Source organism: Roseibium sp. 10G30-5, from assembly GCF_055809635.1.
The window spans coordinates 382,972-407,665 of record NZ_CM147918.1 but is presented as its reverse complement, the minus strand read 5'-3'; the positions used below and the strand labels follow the sequence as shown (position 1 = coordinate 407,665).

General features: G+C 56.7%; 18 protein-coding genes and 5 pseudogenes. 16 read left to right on the top strand and 7 right to left on the bottom strand.

What is annotated here, in order from left to right:
* Nucleotides 1-7: 7 nt before the first annotated feature.
* A complete protein-coding gene (locus tag AC0L7U_RS02075; protein WP_473693421.1) occupies nt 8-397 on the bottom strand; it encodes a YbaN family protein in 390 nt (129 codons plus the stop codon).
* 164 nt (nt 398-561) lie between these two features.
* Here AC0L7U_RS02075 and AC0L7U_RS02070 point away from each other — a divergent pair, with 164 nt between their 5' ends.
* A complete protein-coding gene (locus tag AC0L7U_RS02070) occupies nt 562-1,344 on the top strand; it encodes a DUF502 domain-containing protein (RefSeq protein WP_473693419.1) in 783 nt (260 codons plus the stop codon).
* Between the two features lie 126 nt (nt 1,345-1,470).
* Here the strand turns inward: AC0L7U_RS02070 and recG are convergent.
* Nucleotides 1,471-3,578, bottom strand: a pseudogene (gene recG / locus AC0L7U_RS02065) (ATP-dependent DNA helicase RecG).
* Nucleotides 3,579-3,850: 272 nt separating this feature from the next.
* Between recG and AC0L7U_RS02060 the strand changes: the two are divergent.
* The 11 genes and pseudogenes from AC0L7U_RS02060 (at nt 3,851) to AC0L7U_RS02010 (ending at nt 16,006) form a co-directional block, all read left to right on the top strand.
* A complete protein-coding gene (locus AC0L7U_RS02060; RefSeq protein WP_473693417.1) occupies nt 3,851-4,171 on the top strand; it encodes an FAD assembly factor SdhE in 321 nt (106 codons plus the stop codon).
* Nucleotides 4,172-4,211: 40 nt separating this feature from the next.
* A pseudogene (gene mfd / locus AC0L7U_RS02055) lies at nt 4,212-7,703 on the top strand (transcription-repair coupling factor).
* A gap of 41 nt (nt 7,704-7,744) precedes the next feature.
* Nucleotides 7,745-8,209 (top strand): FtsB family cell division protein, encoded by a 465-nt coding sequence (locus AC0L7U_RS02050; protein ID WP_473693415.1) that lies wholly within the window; start codon nt 7,745-7,747, stop codon nt 8,207-8,209.
* Nucleotides 8,210-8,505: 296 nt separating this feature from the next.
* Nucleotides 8,506-9,427, top strand: a pseudogene (gene pdhA, locus AC0L7U_RS02045) (pyruvate dehydrogenase (acetyl-transferring) E1 component subunit alpha).
* 13 nt (nt 9,428-9,440) lie between these two features.
* A complete protein-coding gene (locus AC0L7U_RS02040) occupies nt 9,441-10,823 on the top strand; it encodes a pyruvate dehydrogenase complex E1 component subunit beta (protein ID WP_473693413.1) in 1,383 nt (460 codons plus the stop codon).
* A 17-nt stretch (nt 10,824-10,840) separates the two neighbouring features.
* A complete protein-coding gene (locus AC0L7U_RS02035) occupies nt 10,841-12,199 on the top strand; it encodes a pyruvate dehydrogenase complex dihydrolipoamide acetyltransferase (RefSeq protein WP_473693411.1) in 1,359 nt (452 codons plus the stop codon).
* 83 nt (nt 12,200-12,282) lie between these two features.
* Nucleotides 12,283-13,725, top strand: coding sequence for a dihydrolipoyl dehydrogenase (gene lpdA, locus AC0L7U_RS02030; protein WP_473693409.1), 1,443 nt, complete (start codon nt 12,283-12,285; stop codon nt 13,723-13,725).
* A 99-nt stretch (nt 13,726-13,824) separates the two neighbouring features.
* Nucleotides 13,825-14,073: a GlsB/YeaQ/YmgE family stress response membrane protein gene (locus tag AC0L7U_RS02025; RefSeq protein ID WP_473693407.1), complete on the top strand. Its 249-nt coding sequence runs from the start codon at nt 13,825-13,827 to the stop codon at nt 14,071-14,073.
* 51 nt (nt 14,074-14,124) lie between these two features.
* Entirely contained in the window at nt 14,125-14,361 is a 237-nt protein-coding gene (locus AC0L7U_RS02020; RefSeq protein WP_473693405.1) for a GlsB/YeaQ/YmgE family stress response membrane protein, read from the top strand.
* Nucleotides 14,362-14,438: 77 nt separating this feature from the next.
* Nucleotides 14,439-15,421: pseudogene (lipA, locus tag AC0L7U_RS02015) on the top strand (lipoyl synthase).
* Nucleotides 15,422-15,556: 135 nt separating this feature from the next.
* Nucleotides 15,557-16,006: a type II toxin-antitoxin system RatA family toxin gene (locus tag AC0L7U_RS02010; protein WP_473693403.1), complete on the top strand. Its 450-nt coding sequence runs from the start codon at nt 15,557-15,559 to the stop codon at nt 16,004-16,006.
* A gap of 67 nt (nt 16,007-16,073) precedes the next feature.
* Here AC0L7U_RS02010 and AC0L7U_RS02005 read toward each other — a convergent pair whose 3' ends face one another.
* From AC0L7U_RS02005 to AC0L7U_RS01985, 5 genes are all read right to left on the bottom strand, one after another.
* Nucleotides 16,074-16,580 (bottom strand): hypothetical protein, encoded by a 507-nt coding sequence (locus AC0L7U_RS02005; RefSeq protein ID WP_473693401.1) that lies wholly within the window; start codon nt 16,578-16,580, stop codon nt 16,074-16,076.
* A 184-nt stretch (nt 16,581-16,764) separates the two neighbouring features.
* Nucleotides 16,765-17,229 (bottom strand): hypothetical protein, encoded by a 465-nt coding sequence (locus tag AC0L7U_RS02000; RefSeq protein WP_473693399.1) that lies wholly within the window; start codon nt 17,227-17,229, stop codon nt 16,765-16,767.
* Between the two features lie 160 nt (nt 17,230-17,389).
* A complete protein-coding gene (locus tag AC0L7U_RS01995; RefSeq protein WP_473693397.1) occupies nt 17,390-17,884 on the bottom strand; it encodes a hypothetical protein in 495 nt (164 codons plus the stop codon).
* A 99-nt stretch (nt 17,885-17,983) separates the two neighbouring features.
* Nucleotides 17,984-18,475 (bottom strand): CinA family protein, encoded by a 492-nt coding sequence (locus AC0L7U_RS01990; protein WP_473693395.1) that lies wholly within the window; start codon nt 18,473-18,475, stop codon nt 17,984-17,986.
* Between the two features lie 2 nt (nt 18,476-18,477).
* Nucleotides 18,478-19,776: a bifunctional 2-C-methyl-D-erythritol 4-phosphate cytidylyltransferase/2-C-methyl-D-erythritol 2,4-cyclodiphosphate synthase gene (locus AC0L7U_RS01985; RefSeq protein WP_473693393.1), complete on the bottom strand. Its 1,299-nt coding sequence runs from the start codon at nt 19,774-19,776 to the stop codon at nt 18,478-18,480.
* 204 nt (nt 19,777-19,980) lie between these two features.
* Between AC0L7U_RS01985 and dusB the strand changes: the two genes are divergently transcribed.
* From dusB to AC0L7U_RS01965, 4 genes and pseudogenes are all read left to right on the top strand, one after another.
* Nucleotides 19,981-21,006 (top strand): tRNA dihydrouridine synthase DusB, encoded by a 1,026-nt coding sequence (gene dusB / locus AC0L7U_RS01980; RefSeq protein WP_473693391.1) that lies wholly within the window; start codon nt 19,981-19,983, stop codon nt 21,004-21,006.
* A pseudogene (locus AC0L7U_RS01975) lies at nt 21,003-22,143 on the top strand (two-component system sensor histidine kinase NtrB). Before dusB ends, AC0L7U_RS01975 begins: the two are co-directional and overlap by 4 nt.
* 2 nt (nt 22,144-22,145) lie before the next feature.
* Complete coding sequence (ntrC, locus tag AC0L7U_RS01970; RefSeq protein WP_473695624.1) at nt 22,146-23,585, top strand: nitrogen regulation protein NR(I); 1,440 nt, start codon at nt 22,146-22,148, stop codon at nt 23,583-23,585.
* 451 nt (nt 23,586-24,036) lie between these two features.
* Complete coding sequence (locus AC0L7U_RS01965) at nt 24,037-24,678, top strand: hypothetical protein (protein WP_473693389.1); 642 nt, start codon at nt 24,037-24,039, stop codon at nt 24,676-24,678.
* Nucleotides 24,679-24,694 lie beyond the last annotated feature (16 nt).

Sequence of the window (24,694 nt, the reverse complement as noted above, 5' to 3'; positions counted from 1 at the left end):
GCGCACCTCAGACCTCGACATCCTCCGACTTTGCTCTGCCGTAGGAGGGGCGCGACAGAACATACGCGGCACAGGCGAGAAAAACCGCCGCGACGATCAGTGCCCACATCAGGGATGGGCGTGCGCCAAGATAGAAACCGATATAGCCGATGGTCATGCCGCCCACAGCCATTGCTTTGGCCTTCGGCGGAATGCTTCGGTTTTCGCGCCAGTTGATCACCATTGGGCCAAAGCGCGGGTGGTTGAGCAGACGTGCTTCCATTTCCGGCGAGGATTTGGCAAAGCAACCTGCGGCCATGATGATAAAGATCGTCGTCGGCATCAGGGGCAGCACAGCGCCGATGATGCCAAGGCCAATGCAACCGAAGCCAAGAACCTTGTATGTTGTGCGATGCACGCGAGTGCCTCCTGTTTGGGCAGTCCTGAAAACAATGAGGACTTGCGGTCGCGACTAAAATCGGTTGTCTCAGTAGCATAAGTTACATCTTGCGGCACTATACAAGCCAGCAAAGACTGACAGAAAAGAAACCGGGCAAAGCCCGTTCTGGAGTGAGTTCGTAAATGCAGGGTGATGATAAGGCCGAAACGCCACATCGGGTCTCTAGTGGCGTCAAGCACCGTTTTTCGACGCGCTTGCGTAATTATTTTCTGACTGGTCTGGTGGTGACTGGCCCGATCGGGATCACGCTTTGGCTGACCTGGACATTCATTCAGTGGGTTGATCGCTGGATGACGCCGGTGGTTCCCAAAGCCTATCGGCCCGAAACCTATCTGCCCTTTTCGGTGCCGGGCTTTGGCCTCATCGTGGCTTTTGTGCTGCTGACCATTGTCGGGTTTCTGGCGGCCAACATCATGGGCCGCAGCTTTCTTGGATATGGCGAGCGAATTGTTGCCAGAATGCCGCTTGTTCGCAATATTTACAGTGGCTTGAAGCAAATTTTTGAAACAGTTCTTGATCAGCGCGGGAAGTCTTTTTCCAAGGCAGGACTGATCGAATATCCGCGCAAGGGTCTGTGGGCCATCGTTTTCATTGCCACCTCCGCCAAGGGGGAAGTGGCCTCGCGCCTGACGGAAGATGATGGCGAGGGTTCAGACATGGTCTCGGTGTTTCTGCCGACAACACCCAATCCGACCTCAGGCTTTCTTCTTTTTGTTCGGAAGGATGAGATCATGGAATTGTCGATGAGTGTCGAGGACGCCGCCAAGTTGGTCATCTCGGCGGGGCTCGTCAGTCCCGACTATCCTGCGAAACTGGCTTCGCAATTGGGTGAAAAGACGCCTCCGGTCCAGCACCCCGCTGCTGTTTCCTCGGTGGTCGAACAGCAGCAGCGCGAAAGCGCGTAGCCACTACGCCTTGGGTATGGTGAAAGAGCAGAAAGCCTTCAGGGGCAAGTGCAATGCGCTGGCGGAGCAACTTGTGATCGTAACGTCATTTAACGTCTTTGCGATCTGCCTGCCTGCTTCACTCGGTCAGCCCGCCCGCAACAACCGGATCGCCTCATCCCGTCCGAACAGATAGAGCAGGCAGCGCAGTGCCTTGCCACGCTCGCTCTGCAATTCCGGGTCTTTTTGCAGGATCAGGCGCGCATCATCACGCGCCATTTCCATCAGGTCTGCATGTGCCTCGGCATGGGCAATGCGAAACCCCGGCAGGCCCGATTGACGGGTGCCAAGGATCTCGCCGCCACCACGCAGTTTCAGATCCTCTTCCGCAATCAGAAAGCCGTCGTTGGTCTGTCGCATGATGTTGAGTCGGGCACCTGCCGTCTCGCCCAGCGGTCCCTTGTACAACAACACACAGGATGAAGGCTTGTCGCCCCGCCCAACGCGGCCTCGTAACTGGTGAAGCTGCGCCAGACCAAACCGCTCGGCGTGTTCAATGACGATGATCGTTGCATCCGGTACATCCACGCCGACCTCGATCACCGTGGTGGCAACGAGAACGCGGGTTGCGCTGCCTTTGAAAGCACTCATTGCCGTGTCTTTTTCATCTGCCGTCATGCGTCCGTGCACAAGCGAGATGCGTTGGCCCAGCGCCTGTTCCAGTACTCGGTGTCGATCCTCGACGGCAGCAAGGTCGATCTTTTCGGACTCTTCAACCAGCGGACACACCCAATAGACTTTCTGGCCCTCGGCAATGGCGGCGCGTACGCGGCCGATGATTTCCTCCAGCCGATCCAGTGAAACGGAGACCGTCTTGATCGGCTTGCGGCCTGCCGGCTTGTCGGTCAGGCGTGAGACGTCCATGTCGCCGAAGGACGATAGCAACAGCGTGCGCGGAATAGGCGTTGCCGTCATCACCAACACATCGACAGCAGCTCCCTTGGCCGAAAGCGCAAGGCGCTGGTGCACACCGAAGCGATGTTGCTCATCCACGACCACCAGCCCAAGGTTCTTGAACTGGATCGTGCCTTGAAACAGGGCGTGTGTGCCAATGATCAGGTCGATGTCACCCGCCAGCAGTTTTTCCTGGATCTCACGCCGACTGCGGGCGGTGTCCTTGCCCGTTGTCAGCGCAATGCGGATGCCAACCTTCTCGGCAAGTTCAGAGAGAGAGGCAAAGTGCTGCCGCGCCAAAATTTCAGTCGGTGCCATCAGCGCGCCTTGCGCGCCGCTTTCGATCACCTGTGCCAGCGCCGCCAGCGCGACAACGGTTTTGCCAGCGCCAACATCTCCTTGCAAAAGCCGCAACATGCGAATCGGCTTGGCCAGATCCGTATTGATTTCGTCAATCGAGCGCGATTGGCTTTCTGTCAGTCCGAAAGGAAGCGCGTCGATGATACGGCGTTGCAGTTTGCCGGATGGTTTGCGGACCAGACCGCCGACCTGGCTGCATCTTGGCGCGCACCATGGCGAGTGCAACCTGGCTTCGCCAGCAACTCGTCATAAGCCAGCCGTTGCAAATAGACGGCTTCCGGATTGATATCCTGCTGTTCCTGTGGGCGGTGCACGGTTGTCAGAGCCTCGTCAAAGGGCGGCCATTGGTCGCGACGCAGCAAGGCATCATCCAGCCATTCGGGCAGTGTGGGCACACGTTCCAACGCGGCAGACAGAGCTTTTTGCAAGGTCTTGGGGCTCAAACCGGCCGTCATCGGATAGATCGGCTCGACGCTCGGCATGGCCGCAGCCTCTTCCGGGCTGACGATATAATCCGGGTGAACCATCTGTGGACGCTCGTTGAACCATTCCACCTTGCCCGAGACCACGCGAGTTTCGCCGATCGGCAGCATTTTTTCCAGCCAGTCGCGACGTGGGTGAAAGAACACGAAGGTGATCTGTCCCGTTTCGTCGTGGGCACTCACCCGGTAGGGCGCCTTTGACCCACGGGCTGGGGCGGGGAAATGCCGATCGACAACCACTTCCATGGTGACAATTTCGCCGTTCTGACTGTAGGCGATGCCGGGGCGGTGACGTCTGTCGATAACGCTCGCGGGCAGATGGAACAGCAGGTCGGCGACCGTTGCTTCCCGTTCCGCGGACGTCGCCACAAGTCCGTTGATGATCTGCGCGATCTTGGGACCGATGCCGGGCAGGGACGTGACGGTGGCAAAGAGAGGGTCAAGAACCGAAGGGCGCATTGGGTCGGCACTGCCTTTGCGAAAGAAAGTTTGCGGGTGTCGATGTGGCCCCAAGCGAGACCGGCACATGACCAGTGTTTTGACACGAAGCGTGCCATGTACGCAATATGTTCTCCTTTTCTTCAAGCTGGAAGCTGACAGAACGATACACAGCCGCTATATACGGCAAACTTCCGATCTCACGCCCTGTCCGGGCGCCAGACCACTTATCGCTTTGCACCGCTGTTTGCGGGTCGTGAAGCCTTTTCATGAGACGCCAAGGGCACGCCACCATGACGACACAAGACACATCTTCAAGCATCAGCCCCAGTGATCGGGCCCCGCGCCTGAAGCGTATTCAGTTTCGCTGCTGGCACCGCGGCATGAAAGAAATGGATTTGTTGCTGGGTGGCTTTGTTGAAGCCGAGATCGATCGCTTGAGCGAAGCGGAACTCGACGAACTTGAACAGCTGCTGGAGATCAATGATCAGGATCTTTATGCGTGGATCACCGGGCGCAAACCTTTGCCGGAAGCCGTGGACGGGCCGTTTTACCGACGCCTGATTGCCTATCATGAAGCCGAGATTGAAGCCCGCAACGCCAAGCGTGGCTGATCTCTTTTTCGTTTAATTGCGCCATAAGGATGATACTTCCGTGTTTGAAAGCCTTCTGAAGCACCAGTGCCAACATCACCCTTACCAGTGTTCCCGATGGTGGGGAGGCTTATGCTCTCTCGCGCATCCTGAGCGAGACAGACCAGGATGGCCTGTCTCTGGTTTTCGTTGCGCGTGATGCCACGCGTATGCAGATGATCACCGAGGCGCTGGCGTTTTTTGCACCGGATGTCACGGTTTTGCAGCTTCCAGCCTGGGATTGTCTGCCCTACGACCGCGTGTCGCCCAACCCGGCCATCAGCGCGCGACGCCTGCTGGCACTCGGAGAACTGGCGCGCGGCGTGCCCAAGACTGGCAAGTCTGTCTTGCTGACCACCGCCAATTCAGCTGTGCAGCGAATGCCCAATCGCACCTGGATGGCAGCGCAAGCGCTGTCGATGCGCCCGGGCAACCAGATTGAAATGGATGCCATCAGCACCTTGGTTGGAGCAGAACGGGTTTTCGCGCACGCCGACGGTGCGTGAAACCGGGGAATATGCCGTACGAGGCGGCATCGTTGACCTGTATTCTCCGGGATCGGACGATCCTGTACGACTGGATTTTTTCGGCGATACGCTCGAATCAATTCGCTCTTTCGACCCGGACAGCCAGCGCACGCTGAAACAGATGAAGCAGCTTGATCTGGTGCCGATGAGCGAAGTCGTCCTGACGGAAGAGGCGGTGTCTCATTTCCGCCGTGGCTATCTTTCTCGTTTTGGCGCCGCGCGCCGCGATGATGTGCTGTATCAGTCGATCAGCGAAGGGCGTCGCTACGCCGGAATGGAGCACTGGCTGCCGCTGTTCCACGACCATCTGGAAACATTGTTCGACTATATCGGTGAGACACCGGTGGTGCTGGACACCCATGCCGAGGATGTGGTGCGCGAGCGGCTGGAACAAATCCGCGAGCATTATCAAGCCCGCAGTGATGCGCGTGATGCTGGAGAGACCAGCGGCTCTGTGCCTTACATGCCTGTCGAGCCGCACGACCTCTATTTGCGCGGCGAGGAATGGACCGCACGTCTGGCGGATACTGCGACGGCGGCAATGGATCCTTTCACACCGCCGCCTGGCTTCGGGCCGCGATGTTGTCAGCCTTAGAGGTCGCGAAGGCCGCAGCTTTGCTGCAGAGCGGGCATCAGGTGACGTCAACATCTTTGACGCGCTGGCGAAATATGTCTCCGAGCAAAAGAAGCAGGGCAAACGCACCGTTATTGCCTGCTGGTCGGAGGGCTCTCTTGATCGTTTGAGCCAGATCCTGGGCGATCATGGTCTGACGGCTGCCAACAACGTCTCCAGCTACCAGCAGCTGCTGACGTTGCCAAAGCCGAATACCGGTCTGAGTATTCTCGGCATCGAACACGGCTTTGAAGTTGAAGATGTCGTTTTCATTGGCGAACAGGATATTCTCGGCGATCGGCTGGTGCGCAAGACACGGCGCAAGTCGAAGGGGGCCAATGTCATCACCGAAGCGACGGGTCTGTCGGAAGGTGACATTGTCGTTCATGTCGATCACGGCATTGGCCGCTTCATCGGTCTGAAGACCATTGAAGCGGTCGGTGCGCCGCATGATTGTCTCGAACTGCAATATGCAGGCTCTGATCGCCTTTATTTGCCCGTTGAAAACATCGAGTTGCTGTCACGCTATGGCTCGGAAGACACCGAAGTCCAGCTCGATAAGCTGGGCGGTGGCGGCTGGCAGGCGCGCAAGGCCAAGCTCAAGAAACGCATTCTTGAAATTGCCGATGGGCTGATCAAGACAGCGGCTGCACGCGCCTTGAAAACCGCCCCGGTGGTGGATGTGCCACAAGGCGTCTATGACGAGTTCTCGTCGCGCTTTCCTTATGACGAAACCGACGATCAGATGTCGGCCATTGAGTCGATTTTCAGCGATTTGAATTCGGGTCGACCGATGGATCGTCTGGTGTGTGGCGATGTGGGCTTTGGCAAGACGGAGGTGGCGCTGCGCGCGGCTTTCGTTGCGGCGATGTCCGGCCGTCAGGTGGCGGTTGTCGTGCCGACGACCCTTTTGTCACGCCAGCACTTTCGCACCTTCTCAGAGCGCTTTCACGGGTTGCCGATCAATGTCGCCCATGCCTCGCGTCTGGTGCCGACCAAGGAATTGTCCCGGGTCAAAAAGGGTCTGACAGACGGTTCGATTGATATTGTCGTGGGCACCCACGCACTGCTCGGCAAGAGTGTGCAATTCCGAGATCTGGGGCTGCTGATCATTGATGAAGAGCAGCATTTCGGCGTCAAGCACAAGGAACGACTCAAGGAATTGAAGTCGGATGTACATGTGTTGACCTTGTCGGCCACACCAATTCCGAGGACCTTGCAGCTTGCCTTGACCGGCGTGCGGGAACTGTCACTGATTGCGACCCCGCCGGTAGACCGGCTTGCAGTGCGCACCTTCGTTTCTCCGTTCGACGCGATGGTGGTGCGCGAGGCGCTCCTGCGCGAGCATTACCGCGGTGGCCAGAGCTTTTATGTCTGTCCGCGCCTGTCTGATCTGGCCGAGCGACGAGAGTTTCTGGAAAACAGTGTGCCGGAACTGAAAGTCGCCGTGGCCCATGGACAGATGCCGCCCAGCGAACTGGAAGACGTCATGAATGCCTTCTACGAGGGCAAGTACAACGTGCTTTTGTCGACCACTATCGTTGAATCGGGACTGGATATTCCCACGGCCAACACGCTGATTGTACACCGGGCTGATATGTTCGGTCTGGCACAATTGTACCAGTTGCGCGGTCGCGTCGGACGATCCAAGACGCGTGCTTATGCTCTGTTCACGGTGCCCGCCAACAAGAAGCTGACGCCGGGCGCAGAAAAGCGCCTCAAGGTGTTGCAGTCGCTTGAGACCCTCGGCGCAGGCTTTCAGCTGGCCAGTCATGATCTCGATATTCGTGGCGCGGGCAATTTGCTGGGCGAGGAGCAGTCGGGCCACGTCAAGGAAGTCGGGTTCGAACTGTATCAGCAGATGCTGGAAGAGGCGGTTGCACAACTCAAGGACGGTGGCGAAAGCCTTGGCGACGAACAATGGTCGCCGCAGATCAATATCGGCACGCCGGTGCTTATCCCTGAGCCATACGTGCCGGACCTGCAATTGCGCCTATCGCTCTATCGCCGGCTGGGGGATTTGAGTGAGGCGGATGAGATTGATGCCTTCGGGGCCGAGATGATCGACCGATTCGGCTCGTTACCGGAAGAAGTGCAACACCTGTTGAAAATCGTCTTCATCAAGGGGCTATGCCGCAAGGCAAACATCGAAAAGGTCGATGCAGGTCCGAAGGGAATCGTCATCACCATCCGCAACGGCGAATTTGCCAATCCCGCAGGATTGGTGGCTTACATCACAGAACAAGGTGTGCTGGCAAAGATTCGCCCCGACCAGAAGATTGTTCTGACCCGCGACTGGGCTGATACCGAGACCCGCCTGAAGGGAGCTGCAACAATTCTGTCGAAATTGGCGCGTCTCGCTCAGGCAGGCTAATTGCATGAAATCATGTTGGAAAAAATTGGGGGAGGTGGTCATTGGGCCACCTCTCTTTTTTGTGGCGCGGAAAACAGCTCAATTCTGCTGCTCCGGGAAACTTCCCCTTAACCACGCTGACCCATAATTTCGGCAAAAGACCCTTCGTATCAAGTAGGTCCACTGTGTCTGCAACGACCCGCCAATATAAAAAAAGCAAACTTCGAAGCCTTGTCATTTCACTCCTCTCCGTGCTCGCTCTCGGCTATTTTGGCTATCATGCGGTCAATGGCGAATGGGGATTGGTCGGTCGCGCAAAGATTGATCACAAGGCGGAGGAACTTCAATCAACACTTGATCATTTGGTAAAAGAGCGAAAAGATCTCGCTCGACGCGTCGCGTTGTTGCGTCCCGACAGTTTGAACATCGATATGCTGGATGAGCAGGCCCGAATGAACCTCGGACTCGTTAAGAAAGACGAGCTCATCATTATGCGCCCCGGGCACAAATACGCGGCAGTTAACTGAATTACAGTTTATTATGGTTGTTTAACCAGAATTTGGTTAAAGGGCTTTTTGTGTAGGAAATCAGCGCGCTACAAGCACCAAAAAACGAAAGTCTTTGCTCTTGGATTGACAATGAGCGCAGGTTACTTTCCGCTTGATTTCCAATCGGGAAACGTCAGTTTGAGATGAGGGATATGGCTGCAGCGAAAAAGTCATCTACCGGCAGCACCGCTAGCCGGTCTCGTGGAGCCGCCACGCAAGCCGCTCCGGCGATCGTCGAGTTCGACAAGGATCAGGAATTTCACGCGTATCGCGAGATGCTCCTGATCCGACGCTTTGAAGAAAAAGCGGGTCAGCTTTACGGCATGGGCTTCATTGGTGGGTTCTGCCACCTCTACATCGGTCAGGAAGCTGTCGCGATTGGTCTGCAAATGGCCAAGAAGGACAATGACCAGATGGTCACCGGGTACCGCGATCATGGCCATATGCTTGCCATGGACATGGATCCGAAGGGCGTCATGGCCGAATTGACCGGCCGCCGTGGAGGCTACTCCAAGGGCAAGGGCGGCTCGATGCACATGTTCTCCGAAGAGAAGAAATTCTACGGTGGACACGGTATCGTTGGCGCACAGGTTCCAATCGGGACCGGTCTTGCATTCGCCAACCGCTACATGGGCAACGACGGCGTGTCGCTGACCTTCTTCGGTGACGGCGCGGCCAATCAGGGCCAAGGTCTACGAGAGCTTCAACATGGCTCGCCTGTGGAACCTGCCGGTTGTCTACGTTATCGAAAACAACCAGTACGGCATGGGCACAAGCGTTGCCCGCGCATCTGCAACCACTGACCTGTCGCACCGCGGTGCATCGTTCGACATTCCGGGCGAGCAGGTCGATGGTATGGATGTGCGCGCTGTGATGGCCGCCGGTGAGCGTGCTCTTGAGCATGGTCGGTCGGGCAAGGGGCCATACATCCTTGAAATGATTACCTACCGCTATCGTGGTCACTCCATGTCTGACCCGGCGAAGTATCGCTCCAAGGAAGAAGTGCAGAAGATGCGGTCCGATCATGATCCGATCGAACAGGTCCGCAAGCGTATTCTGGACGCCGGTTGGGCGAGCGAAGACGAGCTGAAGGACATCGACAAGCAGGTTCGTGCTGTCGTGGCCGAGGCCGCTGAATTCGCTCAGAACGATCCGGAGCCGGATGCTTCTGAACTCTTTACCGAAATTCTGCGATAAGGCGGGGAAGACCATGCCGATTGATATTCTGATGCCGGCCCTGTCGCCGACCATGGAAGAAGGTAAGCTGTCCAAGTGGGTCAAATCCGAGGGCGATACCGTTTCCGCTGGTGACGTGATTGCCGAGATCGAGACCGACAAGGCGACCATGGAAGTGGAAGCCGTTGACGAGGGCACGCTTGGCAAGATCCTGGTTGCCGAAGGCACCGATGGTGTCAAGGTGAACACCAAGATTGCTCTTCTTCTGGAAGAGGGCGAGGACGCCAGCGCCCTCGACAATGCCGACACATCGTCGCCTGCTGCTGCTCCTGCAGAAAAGCCTTCGGAAGAGAAATCCGAAAGCCCGGCTGCTCCGGCTGCACCTGCCGCATCCAAGCCTGCCGATGATCCGGAAATTCCGGAAGGCACTCCAATGAAAACCTCGACCGTTCGTGAAGCCCTGCGCGACGCGATGGCCGAAGAAATGCGCCGTGATGAAAATGTTTTCGTCATGGGTGAAGAAGTCGCCGAATACCAGGGCGCTTACAAGATCACGCAAGGGCTGCTGGACGAGTTCGGCGCACGCCGCGTCGTCGACACACCGATCACCGAGCATGGCTTTGCCGGTCTGGGTGTTGGTGCGGCCATGGCAGGTCTGCGTCCCATCGTCGAGTTCATGACGTTCAACTTCGCCATGCAGGCGATTGACCAGATCATCAACTCCGCTGCCAAGACACACTATATGTCTGGCGGCCAGATGAGCGCCCCGATGGTGTTCCGTGGTCCCAATGGTGCTGCGGCCCGTGTTGCGGCACAGCACAGCCAGGATTACGCGGCATGGTATGCAGCCATTCCGGGTCTGACGGTTGTTCAGCCGTATTCGGCTGCTGATGCCAAGGGCCTTCTGAAGGCTGCTATCCGCAGCCCGAACCCGGTCATCTTCCTGGAAAACGAGATCCTCTACGGCCAGTCCTTCGAGATCCCGGACATCGACGATTTCGTTCTGCCAATCGGCAAGGCCAAGGTCGAGCGTGAAGGTACGGATGTCACCATCGTCAGCTGGGGCATCGGTATGACCTACGCGGTCAAGGCGGTTGAAGAGCTGGAAGCTAAAGGCATTTCGGTCGAGTTGATCAACCTGCGGACTATTCGTCCGCTGGACATCGACACGGTGATTGCATCGGTCAAGAAGACGGGCCGGCTTGTGACGGTTGAAGAAGCCTATCCGATTTGCTCGGTCTCGGCTGAAATCGCCTATCAGGTACAGTCGCTTGCTTTCGATTATCTCGATGCACCGATTCTGCGTGTCACAGGCAAGGATGTTCCGATGCCGTATGCAGCCAACCTCGAAAAGCTGGCTTTGCCAAACGTTCAAGAGGTCATTGAGGCTGTAAACGCTGTCACCTACACTGCGTAAGCCAAGGGGTACGGACGATGCCAATCAAAATTACGATGCCGGCCCTGTCCCCAACCATGGAAGAGGGCAACCTCGCAAAGTGGCTGGTGAAGGAAGGCGATACGGTTTCTGCCGGTGATGTGATCGCCGAGATTGAGACCGACAAGGCGACCATGGAAGTGGAAGCTGTCGATGAAGGGACTGTTGGCAAGATCGTCGTTCCGGATGGAACGGCGGGCGTCAAGGTCAATGCGCTGATCGCTCTTCTGCTTGAAGAAGGCGAAGATGCAAGCGCGCTTGAAAATGCCGGGTCGGACGCTGATGCGTCCGCTCCGAAAGCCGACACGGCTGACAAGTCTGAAAAAGCGGCTCCGACCGCAGGCGATGCGGGCGTTGCTCCGGCAAATGCCGGCGACACACCCGCACCTGCTGCCGGTCCTGCACCCAAGGCCGCTGATGGCGGGCGTATCTTCGCTTCGCCGCTGGCACGTCGTCTGGCCAAGCAGAACAGCCTCGACCTCAAGGCTGTTGATGGTTCGGGTCCGCATGGTCGGGTGATTAAGCGTGACATCGAAGCTGCGCTCAAGAACGGCACAGGCAAGGCAGTATCTGCGGATGCAGCGGTTGCACCGAGTGCTGCCCCAGCCGCAGCGGCGGCAGCCCCAGTCGGGCAGTCGAAGGAGCAGGTTCTCAAGCTGTTCGAAGAAGGCTCCTACGAGTTGGTTCCCCACGATGGCATGCGCAAGACAATTGCAAAGCGCCTGACGGAATCCAAGCAGACGATCCCGCATTTCTACGTTTCGCTTGACTGCGATCTGGAAGAATTGCTGGCGCTGCGTGCACAGCTCAATGGCGCGGCTCCGAAGAACAGCGAAGGCAAGCCTGCCTACAAGCTGTCGGTCAATGACATGGTCATCAAGGCGCTGGCTCTTGCCCTGCGTGATGTTCCGGACGCCAATGTGTCCTGGACGGCCGATGACATGGTCAAGCACAAGCATGCCGACGTCGGTGTGGCTGTTTCGATCCCCGGTGGTCTGATCACTCCGATCATCCGTCAGGCCGAAATGAAGCCGTTGTCCGTGATCTCCAATGAGATGAAGGATCTCGGCAAGCGTGCCAAGGAGCGTAAGCTCAAGCCTGAAGAGTATCAGGGTGGCACCACGGCCGTGTCCAACATGGGCATGATGGGCGTCAAGAGCTTCTCGGCTGTCGTCAATCCGCCGCACGCAACGATTCTGGCCATTGGTGCCGGTGAAAAGCGGGCTGTGGTCAAGGACGGTGCACTGGCCGTTTCCACTCAGATGACAGTCACACTGTCGACCGACCACCGCTGTGTGGATGGGGCTCTGGGCGCGGAACTGCTGGGTGCCTTCAGGCATACATCGAGAACCCGATGAGCATGCTTGTCTGAGTAACCCCAGGAATGTGGGGACCCGATGCGGGTCCTCACGCTTCCGATTGACTGATCAAGGGAACGACGATGGCCGACAACAACTACGATGTCATCATTATCGGTTCGGGACCGGGCGGCTATGTTACGGCTGTTCGTGCATCCCAGCTCGGGCTGAAGACTGCAATCGTTGAACGTGAACACCTCGGGGGCATCTGCCTCAACTGGGGCTGTATCCCGACGAAAGCCCTGCTGCGCTCGGCTGAAATCTACAACTTCATGAAGCACGCCAAGGACTATGGCCTCAAGGCTGACAACATCGGTTTTGATGCCGAGGCTGTCATCAAGCGGTCACGTGGCGTATCCGGCCAGCTGAATGGCGGCGTCGGCTACCTCATGAAGAAGAACAAGGTCGATGTGATCTGGGGTGAAGGCAAGATTGCCAAAGCCGGTGAAGTCACAGTGACGGCCACCAAGAAGAAGGTCATGGAACCTCAGAACCCGGTGCCGAAGGGCGTCAAGGGTGAGGGGACCTACAAGGCCAAGCACATCATCGTTGCAACGGGTGCGCGCCCGCGCGTGATTCCGGGCATCGAGCCGGATGGCAAGGACATCTGGACCTATTTCGAGGCGATGGTGCCGAAAGAAATGCCGAAGTCCCTCATCGTGATGGGCTCGGGTGCAATCGGTATCGAGTTCGCAAGCTTCTACAACACCATGGGTGTTGATGTGACGGTCATCGAAATGATGTCCAACATCATGCCGGTGGAAGATACGGAAATTTCCGGTATCGCCAAGAAGCAGCTCGAAAAGCATGGCCTGAAGTTCATCATGGATGCCAAGGTGTCGAAGGTCGTCAAGTCCGGTGGATCTGTGACTGCGACGGTAGAAACCAAGGATGGCAAGACGCAGGAACTCAAGGCCGAAAAGCTTATTTCGGCCGTTGGGGTCGTTGGCAACAGCGAAAACCTGGGTCTGGAAGAGGCTGGCGTCAAGATCGAACGCGGTTGCGTGGTGATTGATGGCTATGGTCGCACGAATGTCTCCGGCATCTATGCCATTGGCGATGTCGCAGGCCCGCCGATGCTGGCTCACAAGGCCGAGCATGAAGGTGTTATCTGCGTCGAGAAGATTGCCGGCAAGGATGTTCATGCGATGGACAAGTCGCTGATTCCGGGCTGTACCTATTGTCATCCGCAGGTTGCTTCTGTCGGTCTTAGCGAAGCCAAAGCAAAGGAAGCCGGTTACAAGGTCAAGGTCGGGCGCTTCCCGTTCCAGGCCAACGGCAAGGCAATTGCTCTCGGTGAACCGGATGGGCTGATCAAGACAGTCTTTGACGAAAAGACCGGTCAGCTTCTGGGGGCTCACATGGTGGGTGCCGAAGTCACCGAGCTTATTCAGGGCTATGTCGTTGCCATGAACCTGGAGACGACCGAAGAAGAGCTGATGCACACGGTCTTCCCGCATCCGACTCTTTCCGAGATGATGAAGGAAAGCGTTCTGGATGCCTATGGGCGTGCGTTGAACTACTGACACGACACGAGGTTGCGGCCCAATGGGCCGCAACCTCGCTGCACCACTGGCGTTATCTCTCAGACAATATGTCCGGGATAATAAAAGGATCGAACTGACATGACTCTCTCTGTCATTCTCGTGTGGTGTGCAATCGGATTGGTTGCGGGCTGGCTTGCGAGCCTTCTCGTGGGCGGTGGCGGACTGGTTCGCTATCTGATTACCGGTCTTGTCGGTGCGTTCGTTGGTGGATTTCTTGTGCAGACGACCGGTGTCTCGGTCAATCTGGGCAATTTCTGGGTCAACGAAATCGTCGTGGCGGCGATTGGTGCAATTGTTGTGGTGCTTGTGGCGCGGATCCTGGCCTGAGGCAGGCAGGGCGACGTCACTAAGGCGCATAAAGCCGATGAGGATCTTTGAATGTCGTTCATTCTCTGGATAATCGTTGGCTTGATTGCGGGAACAATCGCACATCGAGTTCTGAATAGCCGTGGCGGATTCTTCACCAATTTGGTAGTAGGCTTGATCGGTGCCCTGGTTGGCGGCGAGTTGTCCAGTCTGTTAAAGCTGAACGCGACAAACGCGTTCCTGGATCAGCTCATTGTCTCCACAGTGGGGGCGGTCCTGTTTCTCTATGTTTGGAAAAAACTGTTCTAATCGACGCAATGGATGTTTGCTGAAGTAGCTGCAAGCCAATCCCTTGACGAAACACACAAGAGCGATACGTAAGGCCCATGGTAACGATCGTCGATAATTTGTCGAAGCAAGCCACCATCAGCGAGCAGCCGGTGGTGCGCCCGCGTCATCCGGAAAAGGCGCATCGCCCGGACAACCCGGTGATGCGTAAACCGAAGTGGATCCGCGTCAAGGCGCCGACGTCGCCTGTCTACAAGGAAACCCACGATCTGGTGCGCAAGAACGGTCTGGTGACCGTGTGCGAGGAAGCCGGGTGTCCCAATATCGGCGAATGCTGGTCCAAGAAGCACGCCAGCTTCATGATCCTGGGGGACACATGCACGCGCGCTTGCGCTTTCTGCAACGTGCGTACCGGTATGCCGGGGGCTGTCGACCAGAACGAACCGGCCATGATCGGCGATGCGGTGGCTCGTATGGAGCTTGAGCACGTCGTGATCACGTCGGTGGACCGCGATGATCTGGACGATGGCGGTGCAACGCATTTCGCCAATGTCATCAATGCTATCCGTGCAGCATCGCCGAAGACAACCGTTGAGGTGCTGACACCTGATTTTCTGCGCAAGGATGGCGCTTTGGAAATTGTCGTTGAGGCCCGTCCGGACGTCTTCAACCACAACCTGAAACAGTGCCCTCGAAATACCTCAAGGTGCGTCCTGGCGCGCGGTATTACCACTCGATCCGGCTTCTGGAGCGCGTCAAGGAACTTGATCCTCAGATGTTCACCAAATCCGGAATCATGGTTGGCCTGGGTGAAGAACGCAACGAAGTGTTGCAGCTCATGGACGATTTGCGCGTCGCAGATGTTGATTTTCTGACGGTTGGACAATATCTCCAGCCTTCAAAGAAGCATCACCCCGTGCTGTCTTTCATCACGCCAGATGAGTTCAAGGCTTATGAGCGCATTGCTTATGCCAAGGGCTTTTTGAAGGTTTCAGCCAGCCCGCTGACCCGTTCGTCCCACCATGCGGGTGAGGATTTTGCGGATCTGAAGGCCGCTCGTACGGCTCGCTTGGGCGTTTGATCCCAAGCGTGCTTGCAGTCTTGAACTGAGTTGAAGACACGGCGCTTTTGCAAGACGATGCACGGTGATCGGTTGTCGCACTGGATCTTTTGAGATCTGCGCGACGGCCGGATTAAAGGAAAAGCCAGGACCAAAATGCCGAGTTTTTCTTCGAACCACAAAGTCGATCACAGCGCTCGCAAAATGTTTGATCTCGTTGCGGACGTTGAGAATTATCCAAAGTTCGTGCCGCTGTGCCAGGCGCTTGTCGTGCGCGGAGAGCGTCAGACGGACACCGGCAAGGTTCTGGTTGCCGATATGACTGTCGCCTACAAGATGTTCAAGGAGACTTTCACCAGTCGTGTTGAATTGCGGCCGGATGAAAATCGCATTCTGGTTGAATATCTCGACGGGCCGTTCAAGCATCTTGAAAACACCTGGACCTTTACCGAGACGGGTGAGGCACAGTGCGAAATTGGCTTCTATATTTCCTATGAGTTTAAGAGCCGGACGCTTGGTGCTTTGATGGGCACCATGTTCGACAAAGCGTTCCGCAAGTTTTCCACGGCCTTTGAGGCGCGTGCGAACGAGGTTTACGGCGTCTGAGACAATGCGGCGGGCGGTCAGATAGCCAACTGAAATTTGTTTTGGCTTCCGCTCAGCGGTCTATGAATCAGTCTTTTTTGTATTTCTTGAATGCGTCGCGGATGACGTGCAAGCGGCTTGGCCGCACCGTGTGCTGAGCATTTTCGTCTTTGATCTTTTTAAGCTTTTCCTTGGACAGTGGTAGATCCGATAGGCGGACGTATTTGGTCGGATCCTCGCAAACGGTCTGACGCGCATCATTACGGCTGATTTCGATCGTCAGGCGCCGGTCGGCTTGCGCCTCCTTTTCCGTCCATGCCACCGTGTTGGGGCGCACCCAATAGGTCTTGTCGCAATATGTGGCTGCGACATAGCCTTTATGTGGATAGGACAGAATTTGCTGATAGCCGATAAAACGGCCTTTTCCTGTTTCAGACCGAATATAATAGGCGTTCTGCGGCAAATTATCCTGCGCAATTGCGGGGAGTGTGGTCAGGCCGATCAGCACGAAACCGGAGCAGAGGGCGAGCGCTTTGACGTAAGGTGCGCTGTCATTAGCCTTGAGTGCTTTTAACGTCAGGTTTGGGCGTGACATGATCTGATCCTCCCTGGAACATGCGGACCTGCATCACCTCCTGTGATGTGAAGTGTGTCCAGCACACTTCAGTCCGATTTTCACGTGCCCCCACGTTTCAAAGTCTACGCTGCTCTTCCTTTACCAAAACTTATCAAACGGACGCTGTCGTGAGAGGAGGCTCAGGATGTAGACCTATAAATGCCTATTGGTCGTGATAAGTGGTTTTGGCCGAATTATTGCCGGTGCTGAATGCCCGAGCGATAGCGTCAAAGCGCTTTCGGGGATCAGCGAGATTTCCGTTGACGCTCATCACATAGCGTGGTGTTTCGGTGATCCCGAGATCGCGTAGGGTGACCTGCTGCGTAGGCTTGTCGCAGATTGGACGCCAGCCTTTGCCGTAATTATACTCGATGCGGACCGTGTGATGATCTTCTGCTTCAACTTCCGTCCAGGCCACCGTGACCGGGCGCACCCAATAGGTGCGGCCACAGTACTGCACTTTGCGCAGGTCGCGGGCTTTTTTCACAAAGAGCTTATGACCGCCCAGAAAGTCACCTTCGATGTTGCGCGAAATCAGATAGAAGTCACCGGGTTTCCACATCGTGGCAAAGGCGGGCGTACTTGTCAGAATGGCAAGACCGAGCGTCGCAAGTAGCATTTTCTTCATGACAAAACGTTCCTGATGCACTGACAGTTGGAGTTTGGCTCAAGCGGATCGGAGGCTTGGTTTTATCTCACAGTCATTACAGCCTATGGTGGAAATGCTAAAATCCGATTTGTGACATCGATCTGAATCTGAAAATCAATGAAGAAGGTAAATAAGACCTTCAATTGTCGTGATAGCTGTTGGTTTCGCTGCCCTGTTTAAACACCTGACTGATGGCGGAAAAGCGGTTTTGCTGCGAGGTGCTCAGGTTGCGATTGAAGTAGATGACGGTGCTCGGGCTTTGCTTGTAGCCAAGATCCCGTAAGGTCACCTGGCGTTCCGGGTGATCGCAGATCGGGCGCCAGCCCTTGCCGTAGTTGTATTCGACCTGCACGTGATTGTGGTTCTGCGCTTCCACTTGCGACCACGCAACGCTGTAGGGTTGTACCCAGAACGAACGGTCGCAATAGCTGACCTTACGATAGCCAGTGCGTTTTCGGGTCAGCAGCTTGTGGCTTCCGAGAAAATCACCGTTGATATCGCGCGAGATCAGATAGAAGTCGCCATTCTTCTGGGTGCTCTCCGCATGAGCGACGGAGGAAAACCCGGACACAAAGCCCGCGGCAACGAGCGCAGTCACGGAGAGGCCGGACGGAAGTGCTGATCTAACGGTCATTTTTCAGCCTGCAAACTCTGGAGATCGGACACGTGTGTCCGGAATTCGAGTGCATGTTGCCATATGGACTATAAAGCTGCGTATACGTATCCGTTAAGATTAGAGACGATTGCGAAGCATTTGCAATGCCTTTTCAACCGTTGCGAGGCGCACATCCTGCCGGCCCAAGCCTGTAAAACAGGCGTGCTCATGTTCGCTCATATAGCCTTCACGGGCAAAGCCGAAGTGAACGGTGCCAACCGGCTTGTCCTTTGAGCCGCCGCCGGGACCTGCAATGCCGGTGACTGCGATGGCAATGTCAGCGCGTGAGTTGGCCACGGCACCCGTTGCCATGGCCAGCGCCACTTCCTGGCTGACCGCCCCGACCTGCGTGAGATCTTCCTGAGAGACGCCGAGCATCTCCATCTTGGCTTCATTCGAATAGGTGATGAACCCACGCTCGACCACGGCCGACGATCCGGCAATCTCCGTCAGAAGGCCTGAAATCAGCCCGGCGGTACAGCTCTCGGCTGTCGCAATCTTCAGCCCTTTTTCGGAAGCCATCCGGATCACGGTTTCAGCAAGCGGCAGTAAATCGGTCCAGCGTGTCATCATCAATCCAGTTCGGGCAGGCGTATTGTAGCCGTTGCCAGACAGGCGATGCCTTCACGCCGTCCGGTAAAGCCGAGTTTCTCAGAGGTCGTTGCTTTCACTGAAACACGACGCACATCCAGATTGCAAATGCGGGCGATGGATTGGCGAAGCTGCTCGCGGTGTGGCCCGATCTTGGGAGCTTCACAAACGATGGTCGCGTCGACATGCGCCAGTCGACCGCCGAGAGCGGTCACACGACGCAGGGCCTCGATGAGAAACTGGTCCGACGCAGCGCCTTTCCATTGCGGGTCTGAGGGCGGAAAATGCTGACCTATGTCGCCGTCGCAAATAGCGCCTAAAATGGCATCAGTCAGCGCATGCAACAGCACATCAGCATCCGAATGCCCCTTGAGGCGACGGTCATGCGCAATTTCTATGCCTCCCAGAATAACGGCATCCCCGGCCTCAAAGGCATGGACATCGTAGCCATTGCCGGTGCGTACATCCGGCAGGTCGGCCAGTCGGGGTAGGTGAGGGGCAGCGGTTAAGTCTGTCGTTGAATGGTCAGGCATGGCGTTTTGCTTCTGATTAGCGGGAGACAGGGGTGGGTTGGAGAGGCGAGAAGACGCCCGGAAAAGGTCGTCCCGGGTGGTGATCTTGAAATTGTCGGGATTGCCGAGTGCAATGGCAATACTCTGACCATCCCATTCGGCAACCGCCGTGTCGTCGGTAAACTGGGTCAGCCCTTGCGCCGCGGCACGCTGGTGGGCGTGAAGAATGCGGTCAAAGGCAAAGCCTTGCGGTGTTTGCGCAGACCAAAGGTCTGTGCGGTCAACGGTTTCAAGATGGTGCGTCCTGCGATCATGTCGCTTCAAGGTGTCATGCACGGGCACGGCGGCCAGAACGGCTGACTGATCAGAGTGCAAGGACGCAATGACTCGGGAGACAAGGTCAGCATCAACAAGCGGGCGCGCGGCATCGTGAATGAGAACTTGGGCCGGTTTGTGGGCTTGGAGCGCCTCCAGCCCACGCAAAACGGAGATCTGACGGGTTTCGCCACCCGTTACGGCGGGCAGAAGGGTCCGGTGTGTGGTCGGAGAGAGCGACGCAATGACGGAGGCGTAAAGCGCGGCATCCTCTGCATGGCGGACGACCAGCACTTGGCTGATTTGAGGATGGCTGAGAAACTGCTGCAAGGTGCGGGTCAGAACCGGAAGGCCGTTCAGGTCCACGTATTGTTTCGGCAGGCTGTCATCTTTGGCGGCAAACCGGGAACCGCGGCCAGCAGCCACGATCAGTGCTGCCACTTCGTTAGTCATTCGTCTCTCCTGCTTGCCAATTCCTCCAAGGAGGTGTTGGGTGAGCCTTGAGGCCTTCTTGTACTCAAGGTTTCCGTTGGGAGATACCGGGAATACGTGTACAAGGCTGATTTAACAAATAATATGGAGCAGCGCATCGCGACTTTTGCTTGCCGCTCCGTTAAAAATGTCTATTATGTAGGCATGAGAAGACTTGCACAGGTTATGAGCAGCAATTCAGAAAGACAAGCGCCGCGCGCTTTGAGCATCGGATCCCGGCTTTTGAAGAACCGTGGCATTCTGGCGCCAATGTCTGGCGTGTCGGATTTGCCCTTCCGCAAGCTGGCTGCGCGTTATGGTGCTGGGATGGTTGTCAGCGAAATGGTGGCCTCCGAGAGTTTTGTGCAAGGTGATGCCGAAACGCAAATGCGCGCCGAGGCGCAGGATGACGGCTTGCATGTCGTTCAATTGGCTGGCCGCGAGGCGCGCTGGATGGGCGAGGCGGCAAAAGTTATTGCCGGTGCGGGTGCTGATGTGATCGACATCAATATGGGTTGTCCCGCCAAGAAGGTCACCAGTGGTTATTCAGGCTCTGCCCTGATGCGCGATCTGGATCATGCCTTGACGCTGATTGAAGCTACAGTTGCAGCCGTGGATGTTCCCGTCACGCTGAAGATGCGCCTTGGCTGGGATGACAGCAGCATCAATGCGCCTGAGTTGGCGCGCCGGGCCGAGGCCGCAGGCGTTCAACTCCTTACCGTACATGGGCGGACGCGACAGCAGTTCTACAAAGGCCATGCCGATTGGACTGCGATTGCGCCAGTTTGTGCCGCCGTTGAGATCCCTGTGATTGCCAATGGCGACTGTGTCTCGTTTGAAACAGCAGATGCAATGCTTGAGGCATCGGGTGCCGATGCGGTGATGGTGGGGCGCGGGTCCTACGGCAAGCCGTGGCTTGCCGGACATATCGGCCATTACCTTGAAACCGGTGAAAAGAAATCTGATCCCACAGGTCGCGAGTTCGCCGATCTGGTGGTCGAGCATTACGAAGAGATTATAGCCTGTTATGGTGCAATGCCGGGCGTGCGCATCGCGCGTAAGCATCTGGGCTGGTACATTGATGGCGCAGGCTTGGGCGAGGCTCTGCCCGCTCGCTTGCGTAAAACCCTTATGACGTCCAATGATCCGGCGGAGGTGATCCGTCTTGCCTCTGACTGGCTTCAGGTGTCCGTTGAGCGGAGTGCGGCATGACCCATGATATTGAACGCGCCGGACGGACCCAGGCGCTGGCCAGTGATGGCCCTTCGATCCTTGATTCGCTACCGCATCCGGTTCTGCTGGTGGCCCCCGACGGGGTGATCGAAACCGCCAATATGGCAGCCGAGATCTTCATGCGCTCCAGTGTGTCGGTTCTACGGCGGCATCCGATTGATTATTTCGTGCCTTTCGGCAGCCCGTTGCTGACGTTGATAGAGCAGGTGCGTGATCGAGGCTCGGTGGTCAATGAATATAAGGTCGACATTGGTTCGCCGCGCATTGGGGCGCCCAAGGTGGTCGACATCAACGCCTCGCCGGTCGCAGATCGCCCTGGTGCTGTGGTGCTGATGTTTCAAGAACGCACCATGGCCGAGAAAATCGACCGCCAGCTCACCTCACGCGGGGCGGCTCGTACGGTCACAGGTCTTGCCGCAATGCTGGCGCATGAAATCAAAAATCCGCTGTCCGGTATTCGCGGCGCCGCCCAGCTTCTGGAACAATCGGCCCCCGATAGCGACCGCCCCTTGACCCGTCTCATTCAGGATGAGACCGACCGGATCGTCAAACTGGTTGACCGCATGGAGGTCTTTTCGGACGAGCGGCCGATTGAGCGGGATCCGGTCAACATCCATGTTGTTCTGGATCATGTGGTGCGTCTGGCACAAAGCGGGTTTGCGCGAAACGTCAAGGTGTCGGAGGAGTATGATCCCTCACTGCCAGCCGTTTATGCCAACAAGGACCAACTCATTCAGGTGTTCCTGAACCTCATCAAGAATGCCAGTGAAGCGGTTATCGGCCAGACCGAAGCCGACATCAAGATCACCACGGCGTTTCGCCCTGAGTATTCGTCTGTCGGTTCCCGGCACGACGGAGCGGGTCAGTCTGCCGCTTGAATTCTGCGTGTGTGACAATGGTCCCGGCGTGCCGGAAGATCTTGTGCCGCATCTGTTCGAACCTTTCATCACGAGCAAGACCAACGGCTCCGGGCTTGGTCTGGCGCTCGTGGCCAAGATTATCGGAGATCATGGCGGTGTGATCGAATGCGACAGCCGACCGGGGAAAACCGTTTTCCGTATTCTGATGCCTGCTTTCACTGAGGTTGAGGCACACTCCAGCAACAGGACCGAATGACCATGCCAACGGGCACTATTCTTGTCGCCGATGATGACGCGGCCATCCGCACTGTTCTCAATCAGGCTTTGTCACGGGCCGGATACACCGTTCGTCTGACGTCGAATGCCACGACTTTGTGGCGGTGGGTCAGTTCTGGCGATGGCGATCTTGTGATCACCGATGTGGTGATGCCGGATGAAAACATCTTTGATGTTCTGCCACGCATCAAGAAGCTGCGTCCGGACCTGCCGGTTCTGGTGATGAGTGCGCAGAACACCTTCATGACCGCTATCAAAGCCTCTGAAAAGGGGGCTTATGAGTACCTTCCCAAGCCGTTTGACCTCAAGGAACTGACGAGCATCGTCAGTCGCGCTCTTGAGGAGCCGAAGGTGCGTCGCGCCGTCGAGCCGGATGATGTGGGGGAGGGAATGCCGTTGGTTGGGCGCTCGCCTGCCATGCAGGAAATCTACCGGGTTCTGGCACGCCTGATGCAGACCGATCTAACGGTGATGATTGCCGGTGAGAGCGGCACTGGCAAGGAACTGGTCGCCAAGGCGTTGCATGACTATGGCAAGCGCCGCAATGGGCCGTTCGTGGCCATCAACATGGCCGCCATCCCGCGGGATCTGATTGAGGCTGAACTTTTCGGGCACGAAAAAGGGGCCTTTACGGGGGCGGCCAACCGGTCTTCTGGTCGGTTCGAACAAGCCGATGGCGGGACACTGTTTCTCGACGAAATCGGTGATATGCCGATGGAAGCGCAAACCCGTCTGTTACGGGTGCTTCAGCAGGGCGAATACACCACGGTTGGCGGGCGAACGCCGATCAAGACGGATGTTCGCATCATTGCCGCGACCAACAAGGACTTGCGCCAACTCATCAACCAGGGACTGTTCCGCGAAGACTTGTTCTTCCGCCTGAATGTCGTGCCGATCCGTCTGCCACCGCTGCGCGAGCGCATTGAGGATATTGGCGATCTCGTGCGTCACTTCTTCTCGCTGGTCGAAAAGGAAGGACTGCCGCCGAAGCAGCTCGATCAGGGAGCGCTGAACCTCTTGCGTCGATATCGCTGGCCGGGCAACGTGCGCGAGCTTGAAAACCTTGTGCGGCGTCTTGCAGCGCTTTATCCGCAGGAAGTCATCGTGGAATCGATGCTTGAGCAGGAACTCAGCCAGCCTGCGGTCTCGCCGCTGGAAGAAGATGGGCCTGACAATATCAATCTGGGGGCTGCGGTCGAGCGTTATCTCTCTGGCTATTTCGAAAATTTCGGGGATGCGCTGCCCCCTCCCGGCCTTTATCACCGCATCCTGCGCGAAGTGGAATATCCGCTGATCAGTGCTGCATTGGCGGCCACACGCGGCAATCAGATCAAGGCGGCGGAGCTTCTGGGCGTCAATCGCAACACGCTGCGCAAGAAGATCCGTGATCTGGATATTCAGGTCATGCGGTCTTCACGCTGAGTGTTGGGTTTATCAAGATGACAGGCCGATCATCCTTGGATGGTCGGCCTTTTGTGTCAGAGCGAGGGAGCGGTGCGGATCCTGCAGAACCGGTGCCGCGCCAGATTTTTTGACTAGCTGACGCAACGAGAATTTGAAAGAATCAGAAAAATTATTCCAAAGCAACATGTTACAGGTTGATATTCAACGACTGTTGACTTAATCCGCTGTCAACGACCCTGTCAGCTTTGCTTGTTGGTATTATTACAGCCAATCTGGCTTGTCGATTTTCTGTCGCATTCTTGCAACAAGGTGTGGCGATCCTGCAAAATCTTGCTTAGGGTTCCCATCCTTGAGCCACGGGATGGCTGACAGAAGACCTCTGGGGAGAATAGATTTTGAGCAATGTTCAGGAAACCCTGGGAGTGGGGTTTCCCGCGGCAGATTAGGTCGACGCATCGGTCTTGCGATCATGCTGATCTCGCTTCTGTCGATCGCAGTCACATTCATGATTTTGATGGGCTTGACCTCGATTGCTCCGACACAGAGCGTCGTGCGTTATGCGTTGGTCGTCAACGGCATTCTTGCAAGCTGTCTGGTCGGTGCCATTGTCTGGGAAGTCGTCAAGCTGCTCAATGCCCGCCGCAGGGGGCGTGCGGCAGCGCGTCTGCATGTGCGTATTGTCGGATTGTTTTCTCTTGTTGCCGTTGTTCCGGCACTGTTGATGGCCATTCTGGCTGCGGTCACTCTCGATAAGGGGCTTGATCGCTGGTTTCAGGACCGTACGCGGCAGATCATCGATAATGCCCTGACAGTTGCTCAAGCCTATCTGCAAGAACATGCGCGCGTGTTGCAGGCCGACTTGATCGCCATGGCAAATGATGTCGACCGCGCCAAGGCTGTTTACGACAACGAGCCGACCCGGTTCGACGGTTTTTTCTCCGCGCAGGCATCCGTGCGGGGGCTGTCGGCGGCTTTCATCATGAACTCCAAGGGCGAGGTCATCACGCGCATCATTCTCGATCCGAAGGTCAAGGTTCTCTATCCACCGCTTTACAGCTATCGACGCGCCAATGAAGGCAAACCCGTGCTGATTGCACCAGTGCCGCTCTAATCTCGTTGGCGGCGTG

Excerpts from the sequence above, each read along its gene's own strand:
- AC0L7U_RS02070 (WP_473693419.1), top strand. The coding sequence starts at position 562 with ATGCAGGGTGATGATAAGGCCGAAACGCCACATCGGGTCTCTAGTGGC.
- AC0L7U_RS02060 (WP_473693417.1), top strand. The coding sequence starts at position 3,851 with ATGACGACACAAGACACATCTTCAAGCATCAGCCCCAGTGATCGGGCC.
- AC0L7U_RS02040 (WP_473693413.1), top strand. The coding sequence starts at position 9,441 with ATGCCGATTGATATTCTGATGCCGGCCCTGTCGCCGACCATGGAAGAA.
- AC0L7U_RS02035 (WP_473693411.1), top strand. The coding sequence starts at position 10,841 with ATGCCAATCAAAATTACGATGCCGGCCCTGTCCCCAACCATGGAAGAG.
- lpdA (WP_473693409.1), top strand. The coding sequence starts at position 12,283 with ATGGCCGACAACAACTACGATGTCATCATTATCGGTTCGGGACCGGGC.
- AC0L7U_RS02025 (WP_473693407.1), top strand. The coding sequence starts at position 13,825 with ATGACTCTCTCTGTCATTCTCGTGTGGTGTGCAATCGGATTGGTTGCG.
- AC0L7U_RS02020 (WP_473693405.1), top strand. The coding sequence starts at position 14,125 with ATGTCGTTCATTCTCTGGATAATCGTTGGCTTGATTGCGGGAACAATC.
- AC0L7U_RS02010 (WP_473693403.1), top strand. The coding sequence starts at position 15,557 with ATGCCGAGTTTTTCTTCGAACCACAAAGTCGATCACAGCGCTCGCAAA.
- AC0L7U_RS02005 (WP_473693401.1), bottom strand. The coding sequence starts at position 16,580 with ATGTCACGCCCAAACCTGACGTTAAAAGCACTCAAGGCTAATGACAGC.
- AC0L7U_RS02000 (WP_473693399.1), bottom strand. The coding sequence starts at position 17,229 with ATGAAGAAAATGCTACTTGCGACGCTCGGTCTTGCCATTCTGACAAGT.
- AC0L7U_RS01995 (WP_473693397.1), bottom strand. The coding sequence starts at position 17,884 with ATGACCGTTAGATCAGCACTTCCGTCCGGCCTCTCCGTGACTGCGCTC.
- AC0L7U_RS01990 (WP_473693395.1), bottom strand. The coding sequence starts at position 18,475 with ATGACACGCTGGACCGATTTACTGCCGCTTGCTGAAACCGTGATCCGG.
- AC0L7U_RS01985 (WP_473693393.1), bottom strand. The coding sequence starts at position 19,776 with ATGACTAACGAAGTGGCAGCACTGATCGTGGCTGCTGGCCGCGGTTCC.
- dusB (WP_473693391.1), top strand. The coding sequence starts at position 19,981 with ATGAGCAGCAATTCAGAAAGACAAGCGCCGCGCGCTTTGAGCATCGGA.
- ntrC (WP_473695624.1), top strand. The coding sequence starts at position 22,146 with ATGCCAACGGGCACTATTCTTGTCGCCGATGATGACGCGGCCATCCGC.
- AC0L7U_RS01965 (WP_473693389.1), top strand. The coding sequence starts at position 24,037 with ATGCTGATCTCGCTTCTGTCGATCGCAGTCACATTCATGATTTTGATG.